The sequence below is a fragment of the Vibrio sp. THAF64 genome, assembly GCF_009363455.1.
GTDB classification, from domain to species: Bacteria; Pseudomonadota; Gammaproteobacteria; order Enterobacterales; family Vibrionaceae; genus Vibrio; species Vibrio coralliilyticus.
On sequence record NZ_CP045355.1, the window covers coordinates 1,037,917 to 1,061,853 of the forward strand.

The 23,937-nt window shown below is 44.9% G+C and carries 22 protein-coding genes; 19 read left to right on the forward strand and 3 right to left on the reverse strand.

Annotated elements, in window-relative coordinates; translation table 11 throughout:
• The first annotated feature begins 10 nt into the window (after positions 1-10).
• The 13 genes from clpP to FIU99_RS04820 all read left to right on the forward strand — a co-directional run bounded on the left by clpP (position 11) and on the right by FIU99_RS04820 (position 14,253).
• Complete coding sequence (clpP, locus tag FIU99_RS04760; protein WP_006959350.1) at positions 11-637, forward strand: ATP-dependent Clp endopeptidase proteolytic subunit ClpP; 627 nt, start codon at positions 11-13, stop codon at positions 635-637.
• Between the two features lie 73 nt (positions 638-710).
• Complete coding sequence (gene clpX / locus FIU99_RS04765) at positions 711-1,994, forward strand: ATP-dependent protease ATP-binding subunit ClpX (RefSeq protein WP_006959348.1); 1,284 nt, start codon at positions 711-713, stop codon at positions 1,992-1,994.
• A 129-nt stretch (positions 1,995-2,123) separates the two neighbouring features.
• Complete coding sequence (lon, locus tag FIU99_RS04770) at positions 2,124-4,475, forward strand: endopeptidase La (protein WP_021457152.1); 2,352 nt, start codon at positions 2,124-2,126, stop codon at positions 4,473-4,475.
• Positions 4,476-4,667: 192 nt separating this feature from the next.
• Positions 4,668-4,940 (forward strand): HU family DNA-binding protein, encoded by a 273-nt coding sequence (locus FIU99_RS04775; RefSeq protein WP_004414742.1) that lies wholly within the window; start codon positions 4,668-4,670, stop codon positions 4,938-4,940.
• 173 nt (positions 4,941-5,113) lie between these two features.
• Complete coding sequence (gene ppiD, locus FIU99_RS04780; protein ID WP_006959344.1) at positions 5,114-6,973, forward strand: peptidylprolyl isomerase; 1,860 nt, start codon at positions 5,114-5,116, stop codon at positions 6,971-6,973.
• A 139-nt stretch (positions 6,974-7,112) separates the two neighbouring features.
• A complete protein-coding gene (locus FIU99_RS04785) occupies positions 7,113-7,412 on the forward strand; it encodes a helix-hairpin-helix domain-containing protein (RefSeq protein ID WP_019277884.1) in 300 nt (99 codons plus the stop codon).
• A 140-nt stretch (positions 7,413-7,552) separates the two neighbouring features.
• A complete protein-coding gene (cmk, locus tag FIU99_RS04790) occupies positions 7,553-8,233 on the forward strand; it encodes a (d)CMP kinase (protein ID WP_006959340.1) in 681 nt (226 codons plus the stop codon).
• Between the two features lie 103 nt (positions 8,234-8,336).
• The gene (gene rpsA / locus FIU99_RS04795) at positions 8,337-10,007 is read left to right on the forward strand and encodes a 30S ribosomal protein S1 (RefSeq protein WP_006959338.1); all 1,671 of its coding nucleotides are present in this window, start codon (positions 8,337-8,339) and stop codon (positions 10,005-10,007) included.
• A 210-nt stretch (positions 10,008-10,217) separates the two neighbouring features.
• Positions 10,218-10,499 (forward strand): integration host factor subunit beta, encoded by a 282-nt coding sequence (ihfB, locus tag FIU99_RS04800; protein WP_006959336.1) that lies wholly within the window; start codon positions 10,218-10,220, stop codon positions 10,497-10,499.
• Between the two features lie 138 nt (positions 10,500-10,637).
• Positions 10,638-10,919: a LapA family protein gene (locus tag FIU99_RS04805; protein ID WP_006959333.1), complete on the forward strand. Its 282-nt coding sequence runs from the start codon at positions 10,638-10,640 to the stop codon at positions 10,917-10,919.
• A 25-nt stretch (positions 10,920-10,944) separates the two neighbouring features.
• Complete coding sequence (gene lapB, locus FIU99_RS04810; RefSeq protein ID WP_006959331.1) at positions 10,945-12,114, forward strand: lipopolysaccharide assembly protein LapB; 1,170 nt, start codon at positions 10,945-10,947, stop codon at positions 12,112-12,114.
• 88 nt (positions 12,115-12,202) lie between these two features.
• A complete protein-coding gene (gene pyrF / locus FIU99_RS04815; RefSeq protein ID WP_006959329.1) occupies positions 12,203-12,901 on the forward strand; it encodes an orotidine-5'-phosphate decarboxylase in 699 nt (232 codons plus the stop codon).
• Between the two features lie 149 nt (positions 12,902-13,050).
• Positions 13,051-14,253, forward strand: a complete 1,203-nt coding sequence (locus tag FIU99_RS04820; RefSeq protein WP_021457154.1) for a hypothetical protein — start codon at positions 13,051-13,053, stop codon at positions 14,251-14,253.
• A gap of 62 nt (positions 14,254-14,315) precedes the next feature.
• On the opposite strand, the gene FIU99_RS04825 is transcribed toward FIU99_RS04820, so the two are convergent.
• Entirely contained in the window at positions 14,316-15,092 is a 777-nt protein-coding gene (locus FIU99_RS04825; protein WP_006959326.1) for a tRNA isopentenyl-2-thiomethyl-A-37 hydroxylase MiaE, read from the reverse strand.
• 66 nt (positions 15,093-15,158) lie between these two features.
• A complete protein-coding gene (locus tag FIU99_RS04830; RefSeq protein WP_006959324.1) occupies positions 15,159-15,923 on the reverse strand; it encodes a hypothetical protein in 765 nt (254 codons plus the stop codon).
• A 296-nt stretch (positions 15,924-16,219) separates the two neighbouring features.
• On the opposite strand from FIU99_RS04830, the gene cysB reads away from it, so the two are divergent.
• The 6 genes from cysB to FIU99_RS04860 all read left to right on the forward strand — a co-directional run bounded on the left by cysB (position 16,220) and on the right by FIU99_RS04860 (position 22,964).
• A complete protein-coding gene (cysB, locus tag FIU99_RS04835) occupies positions 16,220-17,194 on the forward strand; it encodes an HTH-type transcriptional regulator CysB (RefSeq protein ID WP_006959323.1) in 975 nt (324 codons plus the stop codon).
• Positions 17,195-17,248: 54 nt separating this feature from the next.
• Positions 17,249-18,445, forward strand: coding sequence for a methyltransferase (locus tag FIU99_RS04840; RefSeq protein ID WP_006959320.1), 1,197 nt, complete (start codon positions 17,249-17,251; stop codon positions 18,443-18,445).
• Between the two features lie 173 nt (positions 18,446-18,618).
• Positions 18,619-19,584 carry an ABC transporter substrate-binding protein gene (locus FIU99_RS04845; RefSeq protein ID WP_006959317.1) on the forward strand — a complete coding sequence of 322 codons (966 nt, stop codon included), beginning with the start codon at positions 18,619-18,621 and terminating at the stop codon, positions 19,582-19,584.
• Positions 19,585-19,640: 56 nt separating this feature from the next.
• Entirely contained in the window at positions 19,641-20,585 is a 945-nt protein-coding gene (locus FIU99_RS04850) for an ABC transporter permease (protein WP_006959316.1), read from the forward strand.
• Entirely contained in the window at positions 20,582-21,376 is a 795-nt protein-coding gene (locus tag FIU99_RS04855; protein ID WP_006959315.1) for an ABC transporter ATP-binding protein, read from the forward strand. Before FIU99_RS04850 ends, FIU99_RS04855 begins: the two co-directional genes overlap by 4 nt.
• Before the next feature lie 121 nt (positions 21,377-21,497).
• Positions 21,498-22,964, forward strand: coding sequence for a GGDEF domain-containing protein (locus tag FIU99_RS04860; protein ID WP_006959314.1), 1,467 nt, complete (start codon positions 21,498-21,500; stop codon positions 22,962-22,964).
• Here the strand turns inward: FIU99_RS04860 and dusC are convergent.
• Complete coding sequence (gene dusC / locus FIU99_RS04865; RefSeq protein ID WP_006959313.1) at positions 22,961-23,914, reverse strand: tRNA dihydrouridine(16) synthase DusC; 954 nt, start codon at positions 23,912-23,914, stop codon at positions 22,961-22,963. The two genes, FIU99_RS04860 and dusC, sit on opposite strands and share 4 nt — an antisense overlap.
• Positions 23,915-23,937 lie beyond the last annotated feature (23 nt).

Sequence of the window (23,937 nt, forward strand, 5' to 3'; positions counted from 1 at the left end):
ACATAAGAATATGAGCTACCAAGAAAAAAATGCAATGTCACCAATTTTAGACGCGCTGGTACCAATGGTGGTTGAACAGACTTCCCGCGGTGAACGTTCTTACGATATTTACTCTCGTTTATTAAAAGAGCGCGTGATTTTCTTAACTGGTCAAGTGGAAGACCACATGGCAAATCTTGTCGTGGCGCAGCTGCTTTTCTTAGAATCTGAAAATCCTGATAAAGATATTTTCCTCTACATCAACTCGCCGGGCGGCAGTGTAACTGCAGGTATGTCGATCTACGATACGATGCAGTTCATCAAGCCAAACGTTAGTACAGTATGTATGGGCCAAGCGTGCTCAATGGGTGCTTTCCTTCTTGCTGGTGGTGCGCCAGGCAAGCGTTATGTACTACCAAATTCTCGCGTGATGATTCACCAGCCTCTGGGCGGTTTCCAGGGCCAGGCGTCTGACATCCAAATCCACGCTCAGGAAATCCTGACCATCAAACAGAAACTGAACAAGTTACTTGCTGAACACACAGGTCAACCTCTTGAGGTGATTGAGCGTGACACTGACCGTGATAACTTTATGGCCGCTGATCAAGCTGTTGAATACGGTTTGGTTGATGCAGTGCTAACTCATCGCGGTGAGTAATAATTGCCAGAGCATTTTGGCTATAATTGATATACACTCAGATCATAAAGAGTAAAGGCTAAGAGGTTAGCGAATGACAGACAAAAGCAAAGAGAGCGGTAGTAGTAAGCTTCTTTACTGCTCTTTCTGCGGCAAAAGCCAGCACGAAGTTCGCAAGCTAATCGCTGGTCCATCCGTTTACATTTGTGACGAATGTGTCGATTTGTGTAACGACATTATTCGTGAAGAAATCAAAGATGTTCTGCCGAAGAAACAATCGGAAGCACTGCCAGTGCCAAGAGAGATTCGTGAACACCTTGATGATTACGTGATTGGCCAAGATTACGCTAAGAAAGTGCTAGCAGTAGCCGTTTATAACCACTATAAGCGTTTACGTAATGGAGACACGACAAGTGAAGGTGTTGAGCTCGGTAAGAGTAACATCCTTCTTATTGGTCCTACGGGTAGTGGTAAAACACTACTGGCTGAGACATTAGCGCGTTTCCTAGATGTACCATTTACAATGGCGGATGCCACTACGCTAACCGAAGCCGGTTACGTAGGTGAAGATGTTGAAAACATCATTCAGAAGCTACTGCAGAAATGTGACTATGACGTAGCAAAAGCCGAACGCGGCATCGTGTACATTGATGAAATCGATAAGATTTCACGTAAGGCTGAAAACCCATCAATCACTCGTGACGTGTCCGGTGAAGGTGTTCAGCAGGCGTTGCTAAAACTGATTGAAGGTACTGTGGCTTCAGTTCCACCTCAAGGTGGGCGTAAGCATCCTCAACAAGAATTCCTTCAAGTTGACACATCTAAGATCCTATTTATCTGTGGTGGTGCATTTGCGGGCCTAGATAAAGTGATTGAGCAGCGTGTTGCGACGGGTACAGGTATTGGTTTTGGAGCTGAAGTCCGCTCTAAAGACGAAACGAAGACAGTAGGTGAGCTCTTCACTCAGGTTGAACCAGAAGATTTGGTTAAATATGGCCTGATCCCAGAGTTCATCGGTCGTCTACCTGTGACAACAACGCTAACAGAGCTGGATGAAGAAGCACTGATTCAGATCTTGTGTGAGCCTAAGAACGCGTTGACCAAACAGTACGCAGCGTTGTTCGAGCTAGAAGACTCTGAGCTTGAATTCCGCGAAGACGCTCTACGTGCTATTGCGAAGAAAGCGATGGAACGTAAAACAGGTGCTCGTGGATTACGTTCAATCTTGGAAGGCGTCCTGTTGGAAACCATGTATGAGCTTCCATCCATGAATGACGTTAGCAAAGTCGTCATTGATGAATCAGTGATTAATGGTGAGTCTGACCCACTGCTGATTTACAGCAACTCGGATAATCAGGCCGCGGGCGCAGAATCTTAATCAGATTCACATAAATTAATGAATAATTTAAGGAGGTAATCATTTACCTCCTTTTTTTTATTCTTTCATTGAATCCAACCAATTAGCCCCCATATACTGCTCATAAGACTAAGCGGAAGAGAGAAGAATATGAACTTGGAACGTTCCGAACGTATCGAGATCCCCGTACTACCTCTAAGAGATGTAGTCGTTTACCCGCACATGGTAATTCCTTTGTTTGTTGGACGTGAAAAGTCGATTGCTTGCCTTGAAGCGGCAATGGATAACAACAAGCAAATACTGCTAGTTGCGCAGAAAAAAGCCGAAACCGATGAGCCAGCAAAAGACGATTTGTTTGATGTTGGTACCGTGGCAACCATTCTTCAATTGCTAAAGCTGCCGGATGGGACAGTAAAAGTGTTGGTTGAAGGCCAGCAACGAGCAAAAATTCATAAATTTGAAGAAGACGAATTCTTTACTGCTGACGCAGAATATCTGACGACAGAGCAGCTCGATGAACGCGAAGAAGAAGTGATTGTTCGCAGTGCGATTAATCAGTTTGAAGGCTTCATCAAGCTAAACAAGAAAATTCCACCTGAAGTTCTAACATCACTCAACGGTATCGACGAAGCGGCTCGCCTTGCTGATACGATTGCTGCTCACATGCCACTAAAACTGGCAGATAAGCAAATCGTGCTGGAAACGTTGGACGTGACCGACCGTCTTGAGTTCCTGATGGGGCAGATGGAATCGGAGATTGACCTGCTTCAAGTTGAAAAACGTATTCGTACACGCGTTAAAAAGCAGATGGAAAAATCTCAGCGTGAGTACTATCTGAATGAGCAGATGAAAGCCATCCAGAAAGAACTGGGTGAGACTGAAGATGGTGTTGATGAGTTTGAAACGCTGAAGCAGAAAATCGTCGACTCTAAGATGCCGCAAGAAGCGCGCGAAAAGACCGAGCAAGAGCTACAGAAGCTGAAGATGATGTCGCCAATGTCTGCGGAAGCAACGGTTGTTCGTGGCTACATTGATTGGATGCTGGGTGTACCGTGGCACAAACGCTCAAAAGTTAAGAAGAATCTGGCAAAAGCCGAAGAAGTGCTGAATGAAGATCACTACGGTCTGGAGCGCGTTAAAGAACGTATCCTAGAGTACTTAGCGGTACAGAATCGCATTAACAAGTTGAAAGGGCCTATCTTGTGTCTAGTAGGGCCTCCAGGTGTTGGTAAAACATCCTTGGGTCGCTCAATTGCGGCGGCTACTGGCCGTAAATACACTCGCATGGCGCTGGGTGGTGTACGTGATGAAGCTGAAATCCGCGGTCACCGCCGTACTTACATTGGTTCCATGCCAGGTAAGCTGATTCAGAAAATGTCCAAAGTCGGTGTTAAAAACCCGCTGTTTCTTTTGGATGAGATCGACAAAATGTCTTCTGACATGCGCGGCGATCCTTCATCAGCTCTATTAGAGGTACTCGATCCAGAGCAAAACAACGCATTTAACGATCACTACCTAGAGGTGGATTACGACCTATCTGACGTGATGTTCGTTGCGACGTCTAACTCAATGAACATTCCAGGTCCTCTGTTAGACCGTATGGAAGTAATTCGTCTATCTGGTTACACCGAAGACGAGAAACTCAATATTGCGAAACGTCACTTAGTAGAGAAACAGATCAAACGTAACGGTTTGAAACTGGGTGAAATTGAGATTGAAGATTCTGCAATCATCGGCATTATTCGTTACTACACACGTGAAGCGGGTGTACGTAGCCTAGAGCGTGAAATCTCGAAGATCTGCCGTAAAGCGGTGAAAAACATCCTGCTCGACAGCAGCCTTAAAACGGTCACTGTGAACATGGATAACCTAAAAGAGTACTTAGGTGTTCAGCGTCACGATTACGGAAAAGCGGACGACAGCAATCGTATTGGTCAGGTAACGGGTCTGGCTTGGACTGAAGTCGGTGGTGATCTTCTCACGATTGAAACAGAAGCGATGCCGGGCAAAGGTAAATTGACTCAAACTGGCTCTCTTGGCGATGTGATGCAAGAATCGATTCAAGCGGCGATGACAGTAGTTCGTTCTCGTGCGGTGAAATTGGGCATCAACTCTGACTTTTATGAGAAACGTGATATTCATGTCCACGTTCCTGAAGGTGCAACGCCGAAAGATGGCCCAAGTGCAGGTATCGCAATGTGTACAGCGCTTGTTTCTAGCCTGACAGGTAACCCGGTAAAAGCTGAAGTGGCAATGACAGGTGAAATTACCCTTCGTGGTGAAGTTTTACCTATTGGTGGTTTGAAAGAAAAACTACTGGCGGCACACCGTGGAGGCATCAAAACGGTACTGATTCCTAAAGATAATGAGCGTGATTTGGAAGAGATTCCAGACAACGTTATCGCTGATCTTAAGGTGATTCCGGTGCAATGGATTGATGATGTTCTTAAAGTTGCGCTAGAAAAAGACCCGTCAGGTGTCGAAATTGCTGCTGTAAAATAGTGATGTGCAGCAAAAATAAGTAAAAGATTACGCTGATAAGCATAAAAAGGCTTGTCAGCGTTTTTTTTGGACGCTAACGTTACCCACATAGCTTCAGGCCTTGTTGTATAAGGGGTTGGAGTTACTTTAAAATTGAAATGGAACGAAAGCTGCCTTTAAAAATAATAACAGGTGGCGCAAAGGGGAATCACAGTGAATAAAACACAATTAGTAGAAAAAATTGCAGAAAACGCTGACCTTTCAAAAGCTTCAGCAGGCCGCGCTCTAGACGCATTCATTGAAGCTGTGGGCGACACTCTTCAGTCTGGCGACCAAGTTGCTCTAGTTGGTTTCGGTACATTCAGCGTACGTACTCGTGCCGCTCGTACAGGTCGTAACCCAAAGACTGGTGAAGAAATTCAAATCGCAGAAGCAAAAGTTCCTGCGTTCAAAGCTGGTAAAGCTCTAAAAGACTCTTGCAACTAGTCTGAAAATTGCCGATAGCGGCAGTTTTTATCGAACCTTTTTAAATTATGCGCATCATACTGATGCGCATTTCTTTTTCTGGTATTATCGCGCTATCTGATTTTAATTATAACGTACGTCGTGTTAGCAACGATTAGAGCTAGTGCGGTCTACACGCGGAGAGTGTTTTAAATATGATGGATCGATTACGCGAAGGCGTTAATAGCATCGCGGTTAAAATTATCCTTGGATTAATCATCCTATCTTTTGTCTTTGCCGGTGTTGGCAGCTACATCGTTGGCGGTAGCAATAACTCAGCAGCAAAGGTTGGTAACGTTGAGATTGGTCGTGGTGAGTTTGAACAAGCTTATCAGAACGAACGTAATCGCATGCAAGCTCAGCTTGGTGATTATTTCTCAACTCTGCTAGCAGACCCAAACTACGTTGAGTCTTTCCGCAAGTCAGTGCTTGACCGAATGATTAACGATTTGCTGCTAGAGCAACACGCTGAGTCTTTAGGTCTACGTGTCAGTGATTCTCAAGTTCGTAGCATGATTGTCGATATGCCACAGTTCCAAGTCGATGGAAAGTTTGACCAAGAGATTTACCAAGCGTCTCTTCGTCGTGCAGGCTTCTCGCCAGATAGCTTTGCCGAATATCTGCGCAGAGACTTGGTTCGCAATCAACTCCTGACTGCAATTCAGGCGAGCGACTTTTCTCTTGAGGGAGAAGTGGAAGCTCAAAGCAAGCTTTTGACTCAAACGCGTGAAATCAAGAAAGTAACGCTTTCATTGTCAGACTTTGCATCTAAAGCTGAATTGTCAGAACAGGAAATTAACGACTACTACACTCAAAACCCAGAGCGTTATACTCGTCCTGAACAGGTTAAAGTGGCGTATGTTGAGCTTTCTGCTCAGCAGTTGAAAGACGCTATTGACGTTTCTGATGAGCAGGCAAAACAATATTACCAAGAGCATCTTGATAAGTACTCATCGGAAGAGCAGCGTCGTGTTAGTCATATCCTGATTGAAGGTGATGACGAAGCGAAAGCTCAAGCGATTTTGGATGAGCTCAATGCTGGTGCAGATTTTGCGACGCTAGCAGAAGAGAAATCTGATGACTTTGGCAGTGCTTCAGAAGGCGGCTCTCTAGGTTGGATCGAGCGTGATGTTATGGACCCAGCATTTGAAGAGGCCGCGTTTGCTCTGAAGAAGGCTGGTGACGTGACAGGTTTGGTGAAATCTGATTTTGGCTATCACATCATTAAACTGGACGAGTTGAAAGATTCGGTAGCTAAGCCATATGAAGAAGTGGCTTCAGAAATCAAGCAAGAGCTAAAAGATCAGCAAGCGATCGACCAGTTCTATGAGTTACAAAGTCAGCTAGAAACGGTCGCATTTGAGTACCCTGATTCTCTGGATGATGCTGCTGACGCAATCAAAGCTGAAATTCACACGACAGACTTCATTTCTCAAGCTGATGCGCCAGAGTTGTTAAAAGCACCTGCTGTAATGCAGGCCATTTTAAGCCCTGAAGTAAAAGAAGACGGGTTGAACTCAGAAGTGATTGAAGTGGCACCTGAACACGTGATTGTTGTTCGTGTAGAAGATGCGCGTGACGAAACAGTGCTTCCACTAGACGAAGTTCGTGAGCAAGTGACAACGGCGCTGGCGAAAGTGAAAGGGGAGCAAAGCGCAATTAAGCTTGCCGACAATTTGGTTGCAGAGCTGAAGAAGGGTAACAAAGACCTAATGACTGAAAATGGTCTTGCGTTCAGTGACTCGGAAAACATTGATCGTAGCTCTCCGTTGGCTGATGTTGTCTTCTCGATGAAGAAGCCAAGTAGTGGTCAAGTGGAGTTCGCTCAAGCTAAAGATTTCAACGGTGACATCGTTGTGGTTGAGCTGACCAACGTGAAATCTGATGTTAATGCGCAGTACAACGAACAGATTGGTACTCAGTTAACCCAGATGAACGCACAACAAGATCTTTCTGGCTTAATCAATATTCTTCGTAAAACTATCGATATCGAATATTACGTTGTGACTCAGTAATCCTAGTTGATGTAATTGATAGACTACTCATAACGGGCTGCATTTGCAGCCCGTTTTATTATGCGCTGTTTTCTCTACTCCTATTGTTAGGTTCCTCTACGGTATCTATTCCACCAAGTGACATAGAGGAATATGGGAAATGCTACGCATACTTTGGACGAGTCTTTTAATGGTGCTCGCGGTATATAGCCCAACTACTGTATCGGCTGAAAAAACCACCAACTCAGAATACGCTGGAATAGAGATTACAGTGAATGTTAATACGGCTGAAGCGGCTGAATTAGCGGCGCTACTAACTGGTGTTGGTGCGAAAAAAGCTGAGGCTATTGTTCAATATAGGGACGAAAACGGTCCCTTTTTGAAGGTGACTGATTTGGCTTTGGTTAAAGGTATTGGCCCCGCTTTAATAGACAAAAACCTCAGTCGTATAAAGTTGTAAATTGATAGAGCGCTAAGCGCTCTATTTTTTGGCTTTTTACTGTCAATACTCTCTGGTGCGAAGAGGCGAATCCCACTATAATTCACGCCGAATATTGGTCAGCTCAATGGCTATTATTTTCAACTAATGTGGAGTAAAACATGTCGTCTCATACGCCGGTTGTAACCGTTGATGGACCAAGTGGTGCAGGTAAAGGCACTCTCTGTATGCTTCTGGCGAAGAAGCTTGGCTTTCACTTACTGGATTCCGGTGCGATTTATCGAGTATTGGCTTTAGCTGCGATTCATCATGGCGTTGACCTAGAATCTGAAGATGCGCTTGTCCCCTTGGCCACTCATCTAGACGTACAGTTCATCGCAGAAGGTGACTTAGTGAAAGTCATCTTGGAAGGCGAAGATGTTTCAGGTGAGTTACGCAAAGAAGAAACCGGAATGGCCGCTTCAAAAGTAGCTGCGTTTCCTCGCGTTCGTGAAGCTTTACTGCGTCGTCAGCGTGCTTTTGCTGAAGGCTCCGGCCTTGTAGCTGATGGCCGTGATATGGGAACTGTAGTGTTCACTGAAGCTGAAGCCAAAATCTTCCTTGATGCTAGTGCTGAAGAGCGTGCGAACCGCCGCCTTAAACAGTTGCAAGGCAAAGGGTTAGATGTTAAATTTGACGACCTTTTGAGCGAGATCCAAGAGCGTGACGATCGAGATCGTAACCGCCAGGTGGCGCCATTACGCCCCGCTGAGGATGCGCTGTTGCTAGATTCTACTTCGATGAGTATCGACGAAGTGGTAGAAAAGGCACTACAATATATCGAATCTAAGCTAGTCGTTTAGGCGGCTAGGTCAGAGCGTTGGTCGCATGGATGATGACTGGCGAATTTAATAACCCCACGCGGTAGGATACCCGTGGACGTTTAATTTATTGAAGATTAAATAAATGACTGAATCTTTTGCTCAACTCTTTGAAGAGTTTCTAAACGAGACTGAATTCCAACAAGGTACTATCGTTAAAGGTACTGTAGTAGCTATCGAGAACGGTTTCGTTCTTGTGGACGCTGGTCTTAAGTCTGAGTCTGCAATCCCTGCTGAACAGTTCAAGAACGCTGCTGGCGAACTTGAAGTTGAAGTTGGTTCTGAAGTAGACGTAGCGCTAGACGCTGTTGAAGACGGTTTCGGTGAGACTCAACTTTCTCGCGAGAAAGCGAAGCGTCACGAAGCTTGGATCGTTCTTGAGAAAGCTTACGAAGAAGCTGAAACTGTTGTTGGTATCATCAACGGTAAAGTTAAAGGCGGTTTCACTGTTGAACTAAACGGTATCCGTGCTTTCCTTCCTGGTTCTCTAGTAGACGTACGTCCAATCCGCGACACTGCTCACCTAGAAAACAAAGAGCTAGAGTTCAAAGTTATCAAACTTGACCAGAAGCGTAACAACGTAGTTGTTTCTCGCCGTGCGGTAATCGAGTCTGAGAACAGCGTTGAGCGTGATGAGCTTCTTGAGTCTCTACAAGAAGGCGCAGAAGTTAAAGGTATCGTTAAGAACCTAACAGACTACGGTGCATTCGTAGATCTAGGTGGTGTTGACGGTCTTCTACACATCACAGACATGGCTTGGAAGCGCGTTAAGCACCCTTCTGAGATCGTGAACGTTGGTGACGAGATCCAAGTTAAAGTTCTTAAGTTCGACCGTGAGCGTACTCGCGTTTCACTAGGTCTTAAGCAGCTAGGCGAAGATCCATGGGTAGCAATCGCTAAGCGTTACCCAGAAGGTCACAAACTATCTGGTCGCGTTACTAACCTAACTGACTACGGCTGTTTCGTTGAAATCGAAGAAGGCGTTGAAGGTCTAGTACACGTTTCTGAAATGGATTGGACTAACAAGAACATCCACCCATCTAAAGTTGTTAATGTTGGCGACGAAGTTGAGGTTATGGTTCTTGAAATCGACGAAGAACGTCGTCGTATCTCTCTAGGTCTGAAACAGTGTAAAGCTAACCCATGGCAGTCTTTCGCTGAAGCGCAAGCTAAAGGCGACAAAGTTACTGGTAAGATCAAGTCTATCACTGACTTCGGTATCTTCATCGGTCTAGAAGGCGGCATCGACGGTCTTGTTCACCTATCTGACATTTCTTGGAATGTTGCAGGTGAAGAAGCAGTACGTGAGTACAAGAAAGGCGACGAAATCTCTGCAGTTGTTCTAGCAGTAGACGCAGAGCGTGAGCGTATCTCTCTAGGCGTTAAGCAAATGGAAAATGACCCATTCAATGCTTACGTTTCTGAGAAGAAGAAAGGTGTACTAGTTAACGGTACTGTTACTGCAGTAGACGCTAAAGGTGCAACTATCGAGCTTGAAGAAGGCGTAGAAGGTTACATCCGCGCTTCTGAAGTTTCTCGCGACCGCGTAGAAGACGCTTCTCTAATCCTAAGCGTTGGCGATAGCGTTGAAGCGAAGTTCACTGGTGTAGACCGTAAGAACCGCGTAATCAACCTATCTGTTAAAGCTAAAGATGAAGCAGAAGAGCAAGAAGCAATGGCTTCTCTGAACAAAGCAGATGACGCTTCGTTCGGTAACGCAATGGCTGACGCTTTCAAAGCAGCTAAAGGCGAATAATATCTCGCTTTATTGAAAAAGGAGCCGAAAGGCTCCTTTTTTATGGATTGAGCTAAAATAGTCTTAATACCAATCTCAGCAAGTGACTCTGATAAAACGCGATTTGGAATTGCGCAAATTGTTGGTTTGTGTCTAGAATTGATAGCAAGTGTTTGTTGGAATTGGTATTACTTACTATAATAAGTGATAAACTACTCTACGAGGGAAACTATGACTAAGTCTGAACTGATTGAGAGACTCTGCGCTGAGCAAACCCATCTTTCAGCGAAAGAGATTGAAGATGCTGTGAAAGACATTTTAGAGCATATGGCTTCGACACTAGAAACTGGCGATAGAATCGAAATTCGTGGATTCGGTAGTTTCTCTCTGCATTACCGCGAGCCTCGTGTAGGCCGAAACCCAAAAACGGGCGAGAAAGTAGAGCTGGAGGGCAAATACGTCCCTCACTTTAAACCAGGCAAGGAATTACGAGAGCGCGTTAACCTCGACTAATTTCAAAATACTTATTATTGAGGCGGCATACGTAGTGTATGCCGCTTTTTTATGAAATGAAATTCTGAGATAGGCATGGTTTGTTCAAGGGTTTTACTGCATAATCGTATCGGCAGATATCGACTTAGGTGATAGAACATGAAAATTATAAAAATTGTTATCGTGCTGGCCCTATTTTTAATTGCACTGGCTTTAGGCTCTCAGAACCAGGAAGTAGTCAACTTTAACTACTTAATGGCACAAGGTGAGTTTCATCTTTCGACACTACTAGGTGTAGTGTTTGTGACTGGCTTTGTTTTGGCTTGGATTATCTTCGGTAGTTTACATCTACGTTCTCAAATGCAACTACGCAAGCTGAAAAAACAAGTGAAAAAACTTTCACCTCCAGAGAGTGAACCTCAACAGGTTAAAGCCCAATAAGTTGTATAGGTAGGCTTTTTACTCAATGTTAGAAATACTCTTCTTGTTACTACCAATCGCAGCAGCATACGGTTGGTATATGGGTAATCGCAGTGCCCAGCAAGACAAGCAGAAGCACTCCAACCAAATCTCTCGTCAGTATGTGACGGGTCTTAACCTGCTATTGTCCGATCAATCGGATAAAGCGGTAGACCACTTTATCGAACTTCTTCAGGTCGACAACGAAACGATAGATACACATTTGGCCTTAGGTAACCTTTTCCGTTCTCGTGGAGAAGTCGATCGCGCCATCCGTATTCACCAGAATTTAATTTCTCGTTCTGGGCTGACCATAGACCAAAAAAACATAGCTCTTCAGCAACTAGCTAAGGATTACATGGCATCGGGCTTTCTTGACCGCGCAGAGAAAATCTTTGAGCAGCTCGTTGATGAACCTGATCATCGTGAAGCAGCATTGCAACAGCTAGTGTCGATCTACCAACAAACACGGGAATGGGGCAAAGCGATCCAATACGCGACCCAGTTGGTAAAATTAGGTAGAAAACGTATGCGTACAAGCATCGCACATTTTTGGTGTGAGCTTGCAATGCAAGAAAAAGCGGATGGTGATAATAGTCGCGCAATTCAGCACTTTAAGCGCGCACTATCTGAAGATCCAAAATGTGTTCGTGCCAGCATCGCCCTAGGTAAGCTCTATCTTGAGGTTGAAGATTATGCTCAGACCATTAAGTACATGGAGATGGTGATTGAGCAGGACATCGACTTTATTAGCGAAGTACTCCCAACATTGGCAGACTGTTACCATCATTTAGGGCAGGAAGAGGAGTTACTGGACTTTTTACGCCAATGTATTGTCTCCAAGGCTGGCGTCTCGGCAGAGCTCATGCTTGCTCAAATGGTTGCTCAACATGAAGGTTCTGGTTCTGCGCAGGAGCTACTCACTCGTCAGCTCGTTAAAAATCCAACCATGAAAGGTTTTTATCGTTTGATGGATTATCATTTGGCCGACGCGGAAGAAGGCCGAGCAAAAGCGAGTTTGCAGACGTTGCAAAAACTGGTGGGAGAGCAGTTAAAAGTTAAACCTCATTACCGATGTCGTAAGTGTGGTTTCTCTACCCATTCAATGTACTGGCATTGTCCATCATGTAAAGGTTGGGGAACCATCAAGCCAATTAGAGGCCTTGATGGTGAATAAGAAATTCGATTGGGGATTCCAATCAAGAAAATAGCAGCGGTGATCCCGCTGCTTTTTTTAGGCATGTAATTAGTTAGTAGGAGATGAAATGATTGACCAAAAAGTTATTGTTGCACTGGATTACGACAATCAAGCTGACGCCCTTACTTTCGTAGACAGAATTGATCCAAGCTCTTGTCGATTGAAAGTTGGTAAAGAAATGTTCACGCTGTTTGGTCCTGATTTCGTTAAAGAGCTACACAAGCGCGGCTTTTCAGTATTCCTGGATCTAAAATTCCATGATATTCCGAACACATGCTCGAAAGCAGTGCGAGCAGCCGCGGAGCTTGGTGTATGGATGGTGAATGTTCATGCGAGTGGAGGGGAGCGCATGATGGCGGCTTCACGCGATATCCTAGAGCCATATGGTAAAGACCGCCCGTTACTGATTGGTGTGACTGTGTTAACCAGCATGGAGCAAAGTGATCTTACCGGCATCGGACTCAACGTTGAGCCAAAAGAGCAAGTTATTCGTCTAGCAACATTGACCAAAAACTCTGGGTTGGATGGGGTTGTGTGCTCTGCTCAAGAGTCTTCAATGCTGAAGAGTGAGTTAGGGCGTGAGTTCAAGTTGATTACACCAGGCATCCGTCCAGCAGGGGCTGCTGTAGGGGATCAGAAACGCATCATGACGCCAGTCGATGCAATTCAAGCAGGTTCAGATTATTTAGTTATCGGTCGTCCAATTACTCAAGCTGCAGATCCTGACAAAGTCTTGATGGATATCAACCAGTCACTCAGTATCTAGAGTTTTGTAAATCGCCAGTTTGACTGGCGATTTTTTTTCGTTACAGGTACAACCTCTCGATATTATAAACATTCATGCTAGTTATTAGTCTGCTTTTCGTTTAGCTTGGATTTAGTGACTATAATGAACCTCTAAACAAGGAGTTGGTTATGACTGATACATTATCGGCGTCAGTTGGCGCTAGCGAAGCTTTGACTGATGCAGCAACCAAAAAAGTAACACCAGCAGATGTGGCTAAGGTGAAAGCGGAGGTTTTAAAGCGCATCGAACAATCCACTCACTTATCTCAGGGCTTCCGTCTGGTGAACCAAGCGGATTATCAGTCTGGTCTCGCAGAGCTCAAAGCCAAATTGAAATCGAAGAGCTTCCAACGAACTGAAGAAGGCAAGATGTGTAAGCTGATGCTCGACATATTGACCGATGATGCTCATCTTGCGGAATATCTAGACGAAGATTTGTCCCAGTATTTAGTGACCAATGATGCAGGGAAGAAAGTACTCGATACAAGCGCGATGGATTTTAAGGCTAAAAATCAGGTTGCCAATGCTAAGTTAAAGCGCAAGCAGCTGTTCCTTATGTTCAAAGAGATCATTCAAGCTCAGGTCGAATTGAATACCTTTGCTCAAAGATTGAAAGTGGCATTTGGCGCTGAAATCAGCTTTCCTCCCGGTGCTTACGGCGGTATTAAGAGCTACAGTGGAGCCTTGGCAAAAATTACCACCCGAGAGCGTACTAACGATGTTGGCGACTTAAAGGACTGTGCTCGTATTACAGTGAAAGTAAAAAGCTTTAGAGACCTTCAGGGGGCGAAACTGTTCATCTGCCGTACTGAGGAGTTCAGGGCTGTTGCTCAATATCAAAAAGCATTGAAAGACCGTTACCAGCTCGCTAAATCGGGCTCTAATTTAGAGCGATTTAATGTCGAGGCCGATGGCAGTGGCTATAAGGATATCAAGTTCTTTCTTAAGATGAGTAACGGCCAAATCGCTGAACTACAGCTCAATATCCCGGGTATGCTGGTTGCGAAGAAAAAAGCACACATTATCTATGATATCGCACGGACCAATCAGGAAGCATTTGACTCCAGAGCCGAGTTTCAGGTCGCTAGCCAAGAAGTTCTCGATAAAGTAAAAGAGAAGATGAACGATGACTGGTTTGGCTTTATTCGCTCAAAACTGTCAGGTGTCGACAGCGATGCTAACTGCATTGAATCTATGATTGAAGTTTTACGCAGCAAAGGGAGTTTGGTGATTGGTGCCAATGAAGCAGAGGCACTCAATCGAGTGAGTAAGAAGTTGTATGCTGCTGGGTTGGGCAATGCACTTTTGGACCCGAGTCCCGCCTCCAAATAAATAATCTAAGCAAAAGAAAGGATGCCAATTTGGCATCCTTTTTAATATTTAGTGCAGAGTGGTTAGTTTTTAAGGGGAGTACCGCTGTGGAATTTAAAGTCGCTATCAGGACTGGTGATTAAGTCGGCTTCGAGTTGACCAAAGTAAGCGACTCTATGTGAGATATCTTCGCCAGCGATCTCTTCAGCAAGGCTTAAGTAGTCCTGATAATGGCGTGCTTCCGAACGAAGCAGCGAGATATAGAATTTAGCAATATCTTCATCCATATGAGGAGCGAGCTTTGCAAAGCGTTCACAGGAACGTGCTTCAATGTATGCTCCAATGATCAATTTGTCTATGAGTGTTTGCGGTTCGTGAGTTGCCATACTTGCAAGTAGCCCTTTTGCGTAGCGGCTCGCTTGTACAGGTTCGTAGGCAATGCCTCGGCTATCCATAATTTCCAAAACCTGATAGAAGTGATGTAACTCTTCTTTGATTAGCAACACCATTTTGTCTATCAAGTCCTGACTATAAGGCGAATCAGATTTGGCCATGATCGCTTTCGAAATATTGCTCTTACCCTTGAGAGTTTCCAAGCTACCTGTTTTTCTATAAGCGAAATCTTCGTAGGGCTTAAACCAGTTCAGCAAGTTGTGAGCGCTGCTTTTGTCTACCGCATACTTACGAATTAAATACATTGCCGATTGGCCAGCCTTAAGCTCACACAATAAATGATCGATAAGAACGGTTTTTAGGTTATCTGGTTTACTGGCTTCGGTGATCCACTCTTCCGGTGTGGCACACTGAAGAAAACTGTTGATTGGTTCCAGTAAGGTGTCGTAGCTTTTCAAATCGATCATGATGTTATTCAATAAATAGAAAAGGCCGCATAAGCGACCTTTTGGAAACGGACTGAGTGGATTATATTACCATTTTTTCTTTTCGCCAAAGAGCTCGTCCATATCATTTTTGCGTTGGTCTTCTTCAATCTGATGAAGCTCTTCTGCATTTTTAGATTGACGTTTCTGCTCTAGGTCATCGTACATTTCTTGAAGCTTTTCTCTGGCTTGATTCGAGTAATTATCGTTTTTATTACTCAGAGCATCGAGGCCTTTACGCAGTAACTGAATCGCAGTGCCAGGTTGACCACGAACAATAGCATCATTAGCGCGTTTAATTACGTTCTCGATGTTAATACGAATCTGAATTGTCTCTAGACGAGCGTTTTCAGCGACATAAGCTTGAGTCTCAAATCGGCCTTTATTATGTTCACTACGGATAGTGTCACGTAAACGCTTCACCAGCTTCAACATCACTATTGCTTGCTTGTCACTACTTGGCGTCTTGAACGAGGTGCTTTCGCCCCCTTTTTTGTCGTTCTTTAATTGCTGTATTTGCTGCTTAACATGTTCAACACGTTGTTCCAGCTGCTTATTCTTTGGATCCAGCTCAAACATGCTTTCGACAGCGTCAAGAATTCGAGTATTCAGACAAACCAGTAGTTCTTTGCTGTACGGCATGTGGTGTGCGTGGCCAATCAGCTCTTCTGTCGCATCGATGATGGCGAGGTATCTGGCACCTTCTTGCTTTCTTGCAGTTTCAACTTTGACTTTGTACTGGAGCATGATGTTATAGCCAAGCACTAACACCAGTAAGATGGCAACTAAAGCTATGATTAACCCAATATTCATAAATTCCGTATCTTATGTTTTGTTGGCTAGCGAGTAAGGATACACGATTCTTAAGAACCACTGCACCTGTTTTGTATTATTACGTTTCCATGGCTAATTATTAACGAAAACTCTGATCTATGGGTAATTTTTGAGTTATTGCTTACAAAAAAGTCATCCAAATCAGAATTTACTCTTTATAAAGTACCCAAATAGTCAATTGTGCTATCAATTTTAACCAAGAGGCGTTATAACTAAATATTATAAACTATATTTGCTCAGAATGGGGCGTCGAGTAAGGGATTACGGGGTCGAGAATGAAGTTACAACAACTGAAGTATATTGTTGAGGTAGTTAACCACAATCTGAATGTATCTGCTACTGCCGAGAGTTTATATACCTCACAACCTGGCATCAGTAAGCAGGTCCGTTTGCTTGAAGATGAGCTTGGCATTCAGATTTTTGAGCGAAGTGGTAAACACCTGACTCAAGTGACTTCAGCGGGCGAAGATATTATCCGCATTTCTCAGGAAATTCTTGCACGTGTTGAAAGTATTAAAGCGGTTGCTGGAGAGCACACGCATCCTGAAATGGGAACCTTGAATATATCGACCACCCATACTCAAGCACGTTATGCGTTGCCGGACGTAATTAAAGGTTTTACCGCTCGATATCCTAAAGTGTCGCTTCACATGCATCAAGGTACGCCGACACAGATGTCTGAAGCGATAGCTAAGGGAACGGCAAATTTTGCGATTGCGACGGAAGCTCTGCATTTGTATCAAGATGCCATCATGCTGCCTTGTTATCACTGGAATCGTTCAATTGTTGTACCCAAAGAGCACCCTTTGGCTCAGAAAGGTAAAATCTCAATTGAAGATCTCGCCTCTTATCCGTTGGTTACATACGTGTTCGGCTTTACCGGACGTTCAGAATTGGATACAGCCTTCAATAAGGTCGGCTTGACGCCACGAGTAGTTTTCACTGCGACAGACGCCGATGTGATTAAGACCTATGTTCGTATGGGGATTGGGGTTGGCGTGATTGCTAGCATGGCTATCGATAAAGAGCAGGATGAAGATTTAGTTGCGATCGACGCTAGCCATATTTTCGGTGCGAGTACGACCAGCATTGGTTTCCGCCGAGGCACTTTCCTTCGCTCGTACATGTTCGATTTTATGGAGCGATTTGCTCCGCATTTGACTCGTCCAGTCGTTGAGCAAGCTCTCTCTCTGAAGTCGAGCTCGGAAATTGAAGAAATGTTTAAAGATATTGAACTACCGGTACGCTAGAAACTTTCTTCTCACCTTGCTTCCCTCTAGAATAAACCCTTGTCAGGGGGAAGCATGCAAGACACATTTCAACAACTCGATTCATTTCTCTTATCTCATCAGAAATTTTGGCGCTTTGAGCCCTTCTTTTCTAGCTATGATGATCAATTACCTTGGCAAGCTGAACACCCTCAGTTGTGCCAATGGCTTACTGAACTTTGCCCTCAACAAATTGAAGAGTTGAAATCTGCCCCCGAGCAACTCCATAAAGCCCTTGAGCAATTTATCCCTGCTCTATCTATCGTTCATGACCTCACTCAGCTCACCAGCTCTGCTTTATACGGTTTGCAATTGGAACGAGGTATTGAAACAGGAGTTCCGGGCAGAAAGCTTGAACAGATTGTGTCGATGGGGGAGGCGGCGTTACGCTCTCACCAAGGCAGTGAATGGCTTGAATGGTGCTCAGGTAAAGGCTTCTTGGGCCGTATACTTGCCAGTCAAAGTCAGCAGCCAGTGACCAGCTTCGAATTTCAACAAATGCTGTGTGATTCGGGTCAGCAAGAAGCGGATAAACAGAACTTACCCATGAGGTTTGTCCAAGGAGATGCGCTTTCCGCTGACGCAAAGCAAGCACTTAACCCTAAACAGCATGCGGTTGCATTACATGCATGCGGCGATTTGCATGTTTCTTTGATTGAAAAGGCAGTTTCGGTTGGATTGCCAGCATTAAGCATCTCGCCTTGTTGTTACCACCTTATCCAACAGGATAAGTATTGCCCTTTGTCTAAGCTTGCTTGTTCGTCAGCACTTAAGCTAACAAAGCCAGAGCTGCGTATACCACTTCAGGAAACCGTTACAGGTGGTGAGCGAGTTAAACGGCATCGCTTTCTCGAAATGAGCTACCGGCTCGGTTTGGACCTGCTATTGAAAGAAGTCGGTGGTCATCAAGATTACATACCAGTACCAAGTGTTAAAAAGTCCTTGTTGGCCGATGGATTCGGCGCTTTTTGCCAATGGGCGGCCGATCAGAAACAGCTGGATTTGCCAACGAATGTGTCGTTCGCGGAATTTGAAGCGAAAGGTGAACAACGTTATTGGAAAATGGAGAGGCTCAGCCTTGTTCAACAACAGTTTCGTCGCAGTCTGGAAATGTGGTTGGTACTAGATAAGGCTTTGTATCTTGCAGAGCATGGTTACCAAGTATCTGTTGAAGCTTTTTGTGCTAAAAAAATTACGCCGAGAAATATCCTGATTCAGGCGATTAAAAATTAGCCGTATACACACCTCTAAGTTTGTTGATTAATTGTTAAAACTCCCTTCCAATTTTTCTAAGTTATTGGTAATAATGAATGATGTGCACAGAAAATGTGCAACTCAATCAATAATTATATAAACACTAACCGCACACAACATCACATCAATAATGCTGTAATCAAGGAGTCGAGATGAAAGCAGGAAAAGTTATTGCTACCGCTGTATTGGCAGGAGCAGCACTACTGTCATCAACAAGCATCATGGCGAAGACAGCCAAAGTAGCTGTATCACAGATCGTTGAACACCCGGCACTGGATGCCACTCGCCAGGGGCTTATTGATGGCTTGAAATCAAAGGGCTATGAGCAAGGAAAAAATCTCGAGTTTGACTACAAAACGGCCCAAGGCAACCCTGCGATTGCCGTACAGATTGCTCGTCAGTTTGTCGGTGAAAAGCCTGACGTTTTAGTTGGTATCGCTACTCCGACCGCACAAGCATTAGTATCAGCAACGCGCTCAATTCCTGTTGTATTCACGGCCGTTACGGACCCAGTAGGCGCTAAATTAGTCAAAAGCATGGAGAAACCAGGAAAGAACGTCACGGGCTTATCTGATCTTTCCCCAGTGAGTCAACATGTCGAACTGATTAAGGAAATCATGCCAGATGTGAAATCCATCGGTGTTGTGTTTAACCCTGGAGAAGCGAATGCTGTCACTTTAGTGGAACTACTCAAAGAGAGTGCAAAAGCGCAGGGTATTGAAATTGTAGAAGCTACGGCGCTAAAGAGTGCTGATGTCCAGTCTGCGACTCAGGCAATTGCGGAGAAGTCTGATGTGATTTATGCACCGACAGATAATACTGTTGCCAGTGCGATTGAAGGTATGATTGTAGCGGCGAATCAGGCCAAGACACCTGTTCTGGGTGGTGCGACTTCATATGTTGAAAAAGGCGCGATTGCTAGCTTAGGTTTTGATTACTATCAAGTTGGCGTTCAGACAGCAGACTATGTTGCGGCGATTCTTGAAGGTTCGGCGCCAGGTTCATTAGACGTTAAAGTTGCCAAAGGGTCTGATTTAGTCGTTAATGAGACGGCGGCGAAAAAGCTGGGTGTGACGATTCCAGCATCAGTACTTGATCGCGCAACTAGCGTTAAGTAACCCAAAAAGAGAACGCGCTATGCGTTCTTTTTTTTAAGGCAGAAAAGGGAGTTGTTATGTCTGCTTTTGCTTTTTTTGGTGCGCTTGAGATTGGCCTGCTTTACGGGTTAGTGGCATTGGGCGTTTACCTGACTTTTCGGGTATTGGATTTCCCCGACCTCAGTGTTGACGGCAGTTTCCCTATGGGAGCCGCTGTGGCTGCGACGGCAATCGTTGCGGGTATCAACCCTTGGGTTGCAACCGCAATGGCTATCTTAGCGGGAGCGGCAACCGGCTGGGTGACGGCTTTTCTAGCGGTTAGGTGTGGGATCCTTCATCTTCTCGCCTCCATTCTTACCATGATCGCTGCATTCTCGATCAACATTCGCATTATGGGTCGCCCGAATATGGCCTTATTGGGGGAAGAAACGATTCTGACTCCATTTGAAGCAATTGGTGACCCGATGCTAATGCGGCCATTGTTGGTTGGGATACTCGTGCTCGTTTCGGCATGGTTTGTTGTTAGGCTCCTTAACAGTGATTTTGGCTTAGGTTTACGTGCAACGGGTGTTAATGCGCGTATGGTATCCGCACAAGGTGGCAGCACGTCCTTTTACACTTATTTTGGTCTTGCTCTATCAAATGGCTTTGTTGGTTTTGCTGGTGCTCTATTTGCCCAGACTAACAGCTTTGCAGATGTGACTTCTGGAGTGGGGACTATTGTTGTTGGTCTTGCTGCAGTTATCTTGGGACAGACGCTCATTCCTGGAAGAAAGATATGGGTGGCTGTGTTGGCTGTTATTGTAGGCTCTGTGCTATATCGACTGGCTGTAGCATTTGCATTAAGTACAGGCATGTTTGGTCTACAAGCCTCTGATCTTAACTTGGTTACAGCGATTTTGGTAGCAATTGCGCTGATTGCGCCGAAGCTAAAAGGAAACTTCAAATCAAAAAAGCCTAGTTCACCTGCTCAGAACAAAGTCATATCTAAGCAGGTAGAAAAATCAGGAGATGCAGCATGATTCAGCTTGAGAACATTCAAGTCACTTTTAATCCTGGAACCATTCTTGAAAATCCAGCACTGAAAGGTGTTTCACTGGAAGTCCCTGAACATCAATTTTTGACGGTTATTGGCTCTAATGGCGCCGGTAAGTCAACATTGTTAGGAGCTGTGACGGGTGAAACGCCAATGGTGGGGGGACGAGTCGTCATTAATGAGTTGGATGTCACACGGCAAACTGTTGATCAAAGAGCGCGTCAATGTGCTCGAGTATTCCAGGACCCACTGGCGGGAACCTGCGGTGATCTTACGATAGAAGAAAACATGGCTTTAGCTTATATGCGAGGAAAAAAGCGTGGCTGGAGTCTGTCTTTGTCAAGTAAGCGTCGCAAACTGTTTCAAGAGCGTATCAGCATTCTTGGGCTAGGGCTGGAAGACCGTTTGGGGGACAACATCGGCCTGCTATCGGGTGGTCAGCGTCAGGCTGTAAGCCTAGTGATGGCAACGCTATCTGATAGCAAGCTGCTATTACTTGATGAGCATACTGCGGCGCTTGATCCAAGAATGGCGGCATTCATCATTGATTTGACAAAGAAAATTGTGACTGAGTTTAATCTGACCGTGATGATGGTGACGCACTCAATGAAGGATGCGCTAGCGTGTGGTGATCGCACCGTGATGCTCCATCAGGGAGAGATTGTGCTTGATGTAGCAGGTGAGCAAAGAGCGAATATGCAAGTGCCAGATTTATTAGAGATGTTCTCTAAAGTAAGAGGAGAGGAACTGGCGGACGATAGCCTTCTCCTTAACTGATTAGTGGAAGTTAACGATACCTTAACCTTATTGCTTTGAGTTCTAACAAGTTTCTATCTAAAGCCCATTTTGTAGATTATCCTATGAATGGGCTTTATTAATTTGCAAGGCACTCCCCCTAATGAAGGTGAAAGGGCATTTCAGTCTTAAGTTTGTTATTTTTGTTCCCGCAGTGATCGCCAGCATATTGCTTGCTCTCACGGTAAAAAACTATCTAGATGCGGTCAATCGCGATATCGATGATGAATATCAGCGCATCGAAACTTCTCTTGAACGGGCAACAAAAGTGGTTACTGCGCTGGATTACAGTTTCAGTAATTACTACAAGTCAGGAACTGGCCTTTTACTGGAGCACAACAGGAAGATTGAAGACGGCTTATGTAAAATGTGGCCGATTGACGCCCTCCTTTTGGCAGAGAACAAAACACTCGACATTCCTTCAGTCGACATCAGTTATATGCTGGTGGGTGACAAGTCTTTGTGTCAGCAGGAAAGTGCGCTGTATCAGAATGTGACCGACCATGTGTCTATGGCGCCGCTTCTCTCATTCTTACATGATATTGATGATTTTTTATCGGGTGTTCACTACATTGATTTCGATGGTTTCATCATGTCGTCGCCAGATACGCTTGCAAAACAGATTACCAAGCCCCTATTGAATAGTACATTAGTTCGAGCGCGTGGTTTATTTAGGAAACACGATATTAGTAAGGATAATATTGTCATCTATGGTCCTGAAACGTTAACCAATCCCGCCAAGAAGCGCTTGAACATTAGTTCTCCGGTTGTTAGTCAGATCGATTATGAAGGTCTCCTTACCTTGCAGATTGATCTTGCGCGCTTGCTGCAATCTGAAGTCAAATTAGCAAGCGATATTCATCTTATAAACACTTCAAATTCAAAGCCTTCTGGAAGAGCCGTTAGAGAATACGTACTTGGGATCAACGGCATTGTCTCTAGCCATATGTTGTATTACGAACTGGATTTGCGAGCCGAGATTAAGAATTTCTTTGTGTTTGAAAAGTACAGCTTGATTGTCACGGGGTCGCTCTACATATTGTTGGTGACGGTACTTTTTTATGTCAATACACGAGTTGAACGCAGTTATTTTCGAGAACTTGCGGCCAGAGACCCGATGACAGGGCTGCTAAACCGGCGTGGAATGGAAGCCTTCCTTCGAAACACAACTCATAGTGAGTATCTTGCGCTTTCTGTGCTGGATATTGATAACTTTAAATCGATCAATGACGCTTATGGCCATGATGTCGGTGACGATGCGATCTGTTTTATGGCGGAGCAAATTGAAAAAAATATTCGCGACAGTGATGCTGTAGCACGGTTTGGTGGCGAAGAATTCGTGGTTTATCTTCGTGGTCGAGATGTTGAAAAGATGCGCATGACGATGGAGCGTGTCCGCGAAGCGATCAGTCGATATTCTGCAAATGTTGTCGAGGGGGGATTCACGGTCTCGGGGGGAGTCGAGATAGTCAGAACTGAAGAAAACAGCGACTTTGAACGTCTATTCAAAGCCGCTGACGAAAAGCTTTATGAGGCCAAAAACAGTGGTAAAAACAGGTTAGTGTTTTAGGCCACACATAACTGAGTTTGGTATTCCTTAATACGTTCTACGATTGGTTCAGCCTTGTTAAAGGTACGAATTTCACGAAAGAGTTCGTTGGCTTCAGGGTACTCGTGTCGTAAGTAGGAGAACCATTGTTTGACGCGGTTCGGGTAGTAGAGGCCTTTATCGCCTTTCATTTCGTACTGCGAGTAAAGCAGCAGCAGTTTGACCACTTCTGTCCAAGGCATCACGGTATGGTTGTGCTTAACCACATTGCCTAAGTTAGGCACATTGAATGCGCCACGGCATACCATTAAAGAGTCGACACCCGTGGCTTTGATACAGGCTTGGCCATCTTCGTAGTTCCAAATCTCCCCATTGGCGATTAATGGAATAGTAAAGCGCTGACGAATCTGGTTTATATAGTTCCACTTAATTTCGCTGGCCTTATAACCACCCGTTTTTGTGCGTGCGTGAACAGTAAGTTCGTCTGCACCAGCGCTTTGAATCGCATCTACGATCTCGAAGCAATCTTCTGGGTTATCCCAACCAAGGCGAATTTTGGCTGTGAGCGGAGTACCTTCTGGTACGGCTTCACGACAGGCTTTGACCACGCGATGAATAAGCTCAGGATGCTGAAGTAGTGCAGCTCCGCCCTTACTTTTGTTTACTAGCTTTGCTGGGCAACCGAAGTTGATATCAACGCCTTTCGCTCCCAGTTCAGCGGCGCGAACCGCATTTTCAGCCATCCAATGAGGGTCTTGTCCTAACAGCTGGATATGAACTGGGACACCGGATTTGGTGTGTGAGCCTTGTTTTAGCTCTGGGCAGAGGCGATAGAATACGTGTTCTGGCAATAACTGATCGACCACGCGAACGAATTCTGTGACACACAGATCATAGTCGTTGATGTCAGTTAATATCTCTCGCATCAAATGGTCTAAAACGCCCTCCATAGGGCCCAGAACAACTCGCATAAAAAACGCCTCCGAATTAGGAG

What these genes read in the sequence shown, in the direction of transcription:
- FIU99_RS04850 (WP_006959316.1), top strand. Translation starts at nt 19,641, where the DNA reads ATGTCTGCTTTTGCTTTTTTTGGTGCGCTTGAGATTGGCCTGCTTTAC.
- ihfB (WP_006959336.1), top strand. Translation starts at nt 10,218, where the DNA reads ATGACTAAGTCTGAACTGATTGAGAGACTCTGCGCTGAGCAAACCCAT.
- dusC (WP_006959313.1), bottom strand. Translation starts at nt 23,914, where the DNA reads ATGCGAGTTGTTCTGGGCCCTATGGAGGGCGTTTTAGACCATTTGATG.
- FIU99_RS04840 (WP_006959320.1), top strand. Translation starts at nt 17,249, where the DNA reads ATGCAAGACACATTTCAACAACTCGATTCATTTCTCTTATCTCATCAG.
- clpX (WP_006959348.1), top strand. Translation starts at nt 711, where the DNA reads ATGACAGACAAAAGCAAAGAGAGCGGTAGTAGTAAGCTTCTTTACTGC.
- FIU99_RS04820 (WP_021457154.1), top strand. Translation starts at nt 13,051, where the DNA reads ATGACTGATACATTATCGGCGTCAGTTGGCGCTAGCGAAGCTTTGACT.
- lon (WP_021457152.1), top strand. Translation starts at nt 2,124, where the DNA reads ATGAACTTGGAACGTTCCGAACGTATCGAGATCCCCGTACTACCTCTA.
- FIU99_RS04825 (WP_006959326.1), bottom strand. Translation starts at nt 15,092, where the DNA reads ATGATCGATTTGAAAAGCTACGACACCTTACTGGAACCAATCAACAGT.
- cysB (WP_006959323.1), top strand. Translation starts at nt 16,220, where the DNA reads ATGAAGTTACAACAACTGAAGTATATTGTTGAGGTAGTTAACCACAAT.
- cmk (WP_006959340.1), top strand. Translation starts at nt 7,553, where the DNA reads ATGTCGTCTCATACGCCGGTTGTAACCGTTGATGGACCAAGTGGTGCA.
- FIU99_RS04845 (WP_006959317.1), top strand. Translation starts at nt 18,619, where the DNA reads ATGAAAGCAGGAAAAGTTATTGCTACCGCTGTATTGGCAGGAGCAGCA.
- FIU99_RS04785 (WP_019277884.1), top strand. Translation starts at nt 7,113, where the DNA reads ATGCTACGCATACTTTGGACGAGTCTTTTAATGGTGCTCGCGGTATAT.
- rpsA (WP_006959338.1), top strand. Translation starts at nt 8,337, where the DNA reads ATGACTGAATCTTTTGCTCAACTCTTTGAAGAGTTTCTAAACGAGACT.
- FIU99_RS04830 (WP_006959324.1), bottom strand. Translation starts at nt 15,923, where the DNA reads ATGAATATTGGGTTAATCATAGCTTTAGTTGCCATCTTACTGGTGTTA.
- clpP (WP_006959350.1), top strand. Translation starts at nt 11, where the DNA reads ATGAGCTACCAAGAAAAAAATGCAATGTCACCAATTTTAGACGCGCTG.
- FIU99_RS04855 (WP_006959315.1), top strand. Translation starts at nt 20,582, where the DNA reads ATGATTCAGCTTGAGAACATTCAAGTCACTTTTAATCCTGGAACCATT.
- FIU99_RS04805 (WP_006959333.1), top strand. Translation starts at nt 10,638, where the DNA reads ATGAAAATTATAAAAATTGTTATCGTGCTGGCCCTATTTTTAATTGCA.
- ppiD (WP_006959344.1), top strand. Translation starts at nt 5,114, where the DNA reads ATGATGGATCGATTACGCGAAGGCGTTAATAGCATCGCGGTTAAAATT.
- FIU99_RS04860 (WP_006959314.1), top strand. Translation starts at nt 21,498, where the DNA reads ATGAAGGTGAAAGGGCATTTCAGTCTTAAGTTTGTTATTTTTGTTCCC.
- pyrF (WP_006959329.1), top strand. Translation starts at nt 12,203, where the DNA reads ATGATTGACCAAAAAGTTATTGTTGCACTGGATTACGACAATCAAGCT.
- lapB (WP_006959331.1), top strand. Translation starts at nt 10,945, where the DNA reads ATGTTAGAAATACTCTTCTTGTTACTACCAATCGCAGCAGCATACGGT.